Here is a 6193-nt window from a genome sequence, read left to right on the forward strand (position 1 = left end):
CAAGTATGAAAAATCCTTAGTTTATGGTTTACACCTGCTTCTCTTTTGTGTATAATAACTCCAACGGATAAGTAGTAATGCTGATTGTTCAGAAAGTCTGCGGTTGCTGTGAGCAGATCTCTTCGCCTTATGAAATTCTACCGTGTTATTATTACTGATATTAATGAAGTGCACAATCTGTGAAGTTGGATGGAACCGCGCGAGCTAGCGCTCCAACGACAAGCAGGTTGTGTTTTTTTCTACCATACAGGAGGTTTCTATGTTAGATATTAAACGTATTCGTAACGACTTTGATAACGTTGCGGAAAAATTAGCGACACGTGGGGTTGCTGCCGAAACGTTAACGGAGTTAAAAGATTTAGATATTAAACGCCGTCAGCTCTTAATAAAATCTGAAGAATTAAAAGCAGAGCGTAACCTTACTTCAGATAAAATCGCCCAGGCTAAACGTAATAAAGAAGATGCGTCTGAACAAATTGCAGCTATGCAAAAAGTATCTGCTGATATCAAGGTTGTTGACGCTGAATTAGCTGAAATTGATGATAAACTAACAGCTATGATCACTATTTTGCCAAATACACCACACGACTCTGTTCCTGTGGGTGCTGACGAAGAAGAAAACCTCGAAGTTCGTCGTTGGGGAACACCTCGTGAATTCGATTTTGAACCAAAAGCGCACTGGGACCTTGGTGAAGACTTGGGAATTCTTGATTGGGAACGTGGGGCAAAAGTTACTGGAACTCGCTTCCTTTTCTACCGCAACTTAGGTGCTCGTTTGGAGCGTGCTCTTTATAACTTTATGTTGGATGAGCATGCTAAAGAAGGTTATCAAGAAATGATTACGCCTTACATGGTGAATCGCGATTCTATGTTCGGAACTGGTAATTATCCAAAATTCAAGGAAGATACCTTTGAAATCAATGATGAAGAGCGCCCACTCGTTCTTATCCCAACTGCTGAAGTTCCTCTTACCAACTACTATCGTAACGAAATTATCGACGGCAAAGAATTGCCAATCAAGTTTACAGCTATGAGCCCTTCATTCCGCTCTGAAGCTGGTTCAGCTGGTCGTGACACTCGTGGGCTCATCCGTCTCCATCAATTCCACAAAGTTGAAATGGTGAAATTCACTAAACCTGAAGAGTCTTACGATGAGTTAGAAGAAATGACAGCCAATGCTGAAAACATTTTGCAAAAACTTGGGCTTCCATATCGTGTTTTAGCTCTCTGTACTGGAGATATGGGCTTCTCAGCTGCTAAAACTTATGATTTGGAAGTTTGGATTCCAGCTCAAAATGCTTATCGTGAAATTTCAAGCTGTTCAAATACAGAAGATTTCCAAGCCCGTCGTGCACAAATCCGTTACCGTGATGAAGCTGATGGTAAGGTTAAATTGCTCCACACGCTAAACGGTTCAGGTCTTGCTGTTGGTCGTACAGTCGCTGCCATTCTTGAAAATTATCAAAATGAAGATGGTTCTGTCACCATTCCAGAAGTGCTTCGTCCATACATGGGCGGTGCCGAAGTGATTGCACCGAAATAAAACCTTATGACGTTCAAAAAGTGAGCTCCAAACGGAACTCACTTTTTTGTAGCTTCATAATAAGGAAATAGATCTCTAAAAGCTTCTAGCAGTTTTGGAACCAACTCTTGGATAGTCATCGTTTCTGTCATTGGGATATCCTTTTTAACTAAAACTTTTCTAATCTTCCCGTCAGCCAGCTCCTCTAGCAATTTTTGTCTATTGCTTTCCGTTCCTTCTTCCCGATGACTTTCACCATTTTCTTGAACCCAATAATAGAGTGGCTCAGTTATCGGAACGTCTAAAACCTTCGCCTGTTTAGCCAGTGTTTCATCTGATTTCTTACGTTCAATGAAACTAACTTCAACCGAGATACCAAAATCATCCTGTTGACCATAGAGGCGAATGGCAAAACCAACCTCATCATAGTCATCATGAATAGCATGGAAATAAGTCCAAAAATGTGGTCGTCCTATTTGAGCCTGATTGGCCCAGTTGCTGACACGGTCCATTTTAAAACCAGGCAAGTCTTGAGACAAAGCTTTAGATAAGTTCGTCATCTCAGCACGCGCAGCTTGTCCCTGTGTCTTAAATGCCCTCATCGCCTCTGCTTCTGTACCAGCTTTTTCTGGTTTAACGTACTTAAGACCTTGATAGGCTAAAAAGTGATTGATTTGAAAAAACACATGTTCCTCCTTTAAAAACTAATGAAAACAAAAAAATAAGATTATTTATATACGACTAACAAGACTTACTTTAATTTTTCACTGAATAAATATAAAAGAGACTCTTTTATAATAAAACAATCTCGCTTAGATAGGCACGTTGGACATGGTCAATGCGTTTTAATTGGACTGGAATAAAGATCAATTCTTGACGTTTAACGGTTGAACCAATCCCTTTCAACGGCCCCTGACGGTCTGGACAAAGGCAGTATTGGCCCTGTAATTCGTGATGAACAATCTCTGGAGTAAATTGGTTTAAAACAGCCTGACGAAATCCCTTAGCTTTCTTAGGCTTATAGGTGATGGTCTCCATTTCAACTGGGTAAGTCATCTTCTTCTTCAGCTACTATTTCGTCACCAAACAAGCTCAACTGACCAGAGGGATAGGTGACTTTTTTCGGATGACTTGCCATAAAGTTTCTGAGTCAGATAAGCGATCTGTTCCCGGAGGAGGACTAGTTCATTAGCCATCGTTTCTATCGTTTTTGACTGTGTTTCAATAATCTTTTCTAGTGATGGCATCACGTTTCTCCTCTTCATTTATCTTAATTATACCGAAAGAAAAGCCATCATTTCAATAGAAATAACGACTTTTTGTAGGTTTTATGTTAGGACTTATCGAAAATCCATTCATGAGCCAGTCAACTGTTCAGAACTCAGGGCTTTGACCTCCTGTTCATGGTTTGGCCAAGTGAGTGTCCCATTTTTAAACCATCCTCATTTGTCAAATTAAGTTAGACAAATGAGGGATATTTCGTTATTGGACGGTTACATCTAAAATAGCTTCTAACCTGTCTTGATTAAGGGATTGGAATAAGGTCAGTTCAAGTTTATCCAGTCTGATTTTCAGTAAAACATCATCTCTGGGTTTAGGTTGGAACCAACGAGTTTGTGGTGTTCCCAAGGGTACGATAGGTTGTAACATCAAAATAACCTCCAGTAATCATTTCTAAGAACAGTATACTAGAGTCGACGAAATTAAGATAGATACCTGGTTATTAGGCGGTTACGAACAATCGAGTAAAAGGCTCTTTGTAATTTTATTTTCATGCTCAAGGCATATTCGAGTTCTCTCATGACTCTTATTCAGCCAGTTTTTTTGCACAGGCTAGGAAAAGCACTATTTAAGACCACGGATTTGTATTGTTCAATCTTATTATAGAACGATACGTATTTTCTGTCATGAGTTAGCAGGCAACACCTGCTTAGATTTTTTTGTTTTAGTATTCAGATTATTGTTACAGCCTCATTTTTTATTTAGAAACTAGTCTTATCCCAAACTCTTTTATCTTTGTAATATGATGAGGGTTCGTAGACTATCGGGAATGATTGACTTTTAGGATTTTTATAAAACAAATCAAAGACTAACCAAATAATAAATATAAGTTGGACTAGGACACTAATTAGACTCCCTTCGACACCAAACGGACCACCAGATAACCAGTCAGGACCGTGGAGGGTGACATCTACAAAAGCAGCACCAGTGGACGTTCCGCTGACAGGAAAGGCAAAGACACTTCCTTGGAAACAATTCCATGCAGCATGTATGCCACTAATGACCCAGATGTTACCAAATTTTAAGAAGCAAAGAGCCGCTAGAACTCCAAAAGCAAATAAGTCCAAAAGGGGAATCAGGCTCAAACCATCATTGCCAATGTGAATCATGGTGAAAAAGAAAGCAGAGACAAAAATAGACCAATAAATAGGATACCTGGTAGAGAGGGAAGTAAAAAGCCAACCACGACAGAGGATTTCTTCAGTCGTGGACTGGACGGACCAAGCGAGAATGAGAACAAGGAATCGTCCGGCTAAACTAGGTGAGAAGTTAAAAGAAGTAATTCTGACAGCTCCAAAAACCATCATCAGTACAACACAAGATAACAGTAACCCTGCACCTAAGAGCCAACCGAGAGAAAACTGTTTCCAAAAACTTTTACGGAACATCCCCAGTCCCTCCCAGGGAGATTTTTCGACCACTCTTGCCCATAACAGAAGAGCACTTGCGATAAAGACGAAACTGAACAATTCTAAAATCTGGCTCTCTATTCCTGTCAGAAGTCTTGTTATTTCTGCCCATAAGAGCCCCAGTGTTTCACTGATAAGCAAGAGTACAAAACCGATGATAGGAGCGAGCCACCAGCTGAAATTGTAGCGAGACTCTTTTTTAGCCTCTATAATGTTTTCATAGGTCATATAGTTTATGTTCTCCTTATCTAGCATGTGGTTTTACGAATGAGCTTGCTGACACGGTAGGCCATAAAAAGGGCCAGAACAAACCGTAAACTTTGTTGCAGTAGGATAGCGGTAACAAATAAGGAATGCTGTTGAACAGGTCCGCTAAAAACAAGGTAGTCCCATATCCCATGATCGACAGCGCTCCAAGCAATCTGTTGTGAAAAAAGATAGAGATAAGCATAGTAAAAGCCGGAAAGGGTAGTAACCATGACCTGTAGTAGGACAGTTTTTACATCACTACCTGCAAAGACATTGATGGCGTGAAACAACCCAAAGCAAATCGATGATAGAGCAACTGCTTTATGAATAGAGAAACGCTTCAAGAAGTAGGTTAAAATCACGCGCCTAAATAGAAATTCTTCCCCAATACCGACACACAAAGTCGCTAAAAATGGGAGAAGAAAAGACCAACTAGCTTGAAAGCCTACTAGCCAAAAAGCTATTAAGGTTAGGATAAGTGGCACAAATCCCCAGAAAAAATAAGAGGGTTTTGCTGGGAAAGGAGTGACGAGAGGAAGGTCTTTTCCTTTCTTTACAACATACATCACCATCATACTAGCTAAGAGGATCAAGAAAGGCAATTCATGCCTAAAGAAATCTGGAGCCCCGTAGGCAACACCTTTTAGGTGAAATGTGTATAAGTAGCTGATCAGCATGATGCTAATATAGGCTATGGAAATAGTAGCGACGGATTTTTTATGCGTCATGTTGTTTTTCCTTTCGTATGATTAAATAGATGAAATATCTTTTAGCTAGACTAAAATAAAGTAGCTGAGGATCCCAACTCCCATGACATCACTAATAGCATGAGCAAGGAAAAATGGGAACATATTTTTTTCTTTCATCCGTGTGTAAAGCACATAGTAGATGGTTCCCAAGAGAAAACCGATCGCAAGAGCAGAGACATTTCCTTGGTAAGTATGGAAGGAGTAGCGTACCAATAAGGAATAGAGGAAGGCCCAGCGTCTGTGTTCTGGCTTGACTGTCAAACAAATCCCCAAGAAGAAGATTTCTTCATAAAAACCGTTTAAAGCAGAGTAAACCAATAGAGAAAGATCAATCTCAGATAGTTTTTGAAGCAAAGGGTGCATCATTTGTTCGGTTTCATAGTAGACAGAATCCACAGGTGTTGGAGGTAAGAGATAAGAGGCGGCGATAAAGTAGAGATCAAACAAAATTGCTAGGCCTAAAAATAGACCAACTCCCATCAAAATGGCTTTAGGAGTTATGCGCATTTTGGATGTCCATACCGAAAAATCAAAATGCCGTATCCATAAATATAAAAAAGCTAATAAGAGTAAGAATGCTTGATGTGAAAAAGCCTGCCAATTCACCGAGCTGGTGAATTCGGGCAACTCTGCAACAGCGCTGTCTTCCAAAGTCGAAAAGGCAGCAAATGAACTTTGGATGGCTTGAAGGAATAGGATGAGAGTAAGGATAAAAATATCCCACCATTTGAGGTATTGTAATTTTTTTGAACCTCTGATTTTGTCTAAAATTGTCATCTATGTATTCTCCTAATCGGTCTTATTTTTTACTCTATTATCCTACCACAGAGGTCTCACTGGTTCCTATTAACCATCTATTTTTTATCTAACGATCTGAAAAGGCAACAGTTTTCTGTACAAAATTTATAAAGTGTATTTGATTAAGCGCTCAATCGCCGAGCCATAGGCGTCTGATAATTGAGACTACTGTGGATACGGTGATA

7 protein-coding genes and 1 pseudogene are annotated in these 6193 nt (G+C 39.8%); 1 reads left to right on the plus strand and 7 read right to left on the minus strand.

Annotated elements, in window-relative coordinates; all coding sequences use genetic code 11:
* Positions 1–259 precede the first annotated feature (259 nt).
* On the plus strand, positions 260–1543 hold the full coding sequence (serS, locus tag ACMZ6U_RS08685; RefSeq protein ID WP_416107968.1) for a serine--tRNA ligase: 1284 nt from the start codon (positions 260–262) through the stop codon (positions 1541–1543).
* Between the two features lie 38 nt (positions 1544–1581).
* Here the strand turns inward: serS and ACMZ6U_RS08690 are convergent, their stop codons facing one another.
* From ACMZ6U_RS08690 to ACMZ6U_RS08720, 7 genes and pseudogenes are all read right to left on the minus strand, one after another.
* On the minus strand, positions 1582–2208 hold the full coding sequence (locus ACMZ6U_RS08690; protein ID WP_416107970.1) for an HI_0552 family protein: 627 nt from the start codon (positions 2206–2208) through the stop codon (positions 1582–1584).
* 106 nt (positions 2209–2314) lie between these two features.
* Positions 2315–2578 (minus strand): hypothetical protein, encoded by a 264-nt coding sequence (locus tag ACMZ6U_RS08695; protein WP_416107972.1) that lies wholly within the window; start codon positions 2576–2578, stop codon positions 2315–2317.
* A pseudogene (locus ACMZ6U_RS08700) lies at positions 2562–2769 on the minus strand (transposase domain-containing protein). The gene ACMZ6U_RS08695 and the pseudogene ACMZ6U_RS08700 overlap by 17 nt, the downstream one beginning before the upstream one ends.
* Positions 2770–3004: 235 nt before the next feature.
* Positions 3005–3172, minus strand: a complete 168-nt coding sequence (locus ACMZ6U_RS08705; protein ID WP_416107974.1) for a hypothetical protein — start codon at positions 3170–3172, stop codon at positions 3005–3007.
* A 332-nt stretch (positions 3173–3504) separates the two neighbouring features.
* Positions 3505–4440 (minus strand): lysostaphin resistance A-like protein, encoded by a 936-nt coding sequence (locus ACMZ6U_RS08710; RefSeq protein WP_416107976.1) that lies wholly within the window; start codon positions 4438–4440, stop codon positions 3505–3507.
* Positions 4441–4460: 20 nt separating this feature from the next.
* Positions 4461–5189, minus strand: coding sequence for a lysostaphin resistance A-like protein (locus ACMZ6U_RS08715; RefSeq protein ID WP_416107978.1), 729 nt, complete (start codon positions 5187–5189; stop codon positions 4461–4463).
* A 45-nt stretch (positions 5190–5234) separates the two neighbouring features.
* Entirely contained in the window at positions 5235–5987 is a 753-nt protein-coding gene (locus tag ACMZ6U_RS08720) for a CPBP family intramembrane glutamic endopeptidase (RefSeq protein WP_416107980.1), read from the minus strand.
* Positions 5988–6193 lie beyond the last annotated feature (206 nt).

The sequence above is a fragment of the Streptococcus pluranimalium genome (assembly GCF_047785745.1).
GTDB lineage: Bacteria > Bacillota > Bacilli > Lactobacillales > Streptococcaceae > Streptococcus > Streptococcus pluranimalium_B.

Coding starts and splice junctions, on each gene's coding strand:
- ACMZ6U_RS08715 (WP_416107978.1), bottom strand. CDS start 5,189: ATGACGCATAAAAAATCCGTCGCTACTATTTCCATAGCCTATATTAGC.
- ACMZ6U_RS08705 (WP_416107974.1), bottom strand. CDS start 3,172: ATGTTACAACCTATCGTACCCTTGGGAACACCACAAACTCGTTGGTTC.
- serS (WP_416107968.1), top strand. CDS start 260: ATGTTAGATATTAAACGTATTCGTAACGACTTTGATAACGTTGCGGAA.
- ACMZ6U_RS08710 (WP_416107976.1), bottom strand. CDS start 4,440: ATGACCTATGAAAACATTATAGAGGCTAAAAAAGAGTCTCGCTACAAT.
- ACMZ6U_RS08720 (WP_416107980.1), bottom strand. CDS start 5,987: ATGACAATTTTAGACAAAATCAGAGGTTCAAAAAAATTACAATACCTC.
- ACMZ6U_RS08695 (WP_416107972.1), bottom strand. CDS start 2,578: ATGACTTACCCAGTTGAAATGGAGACCATCACCTATAAGCCTAAGAAA.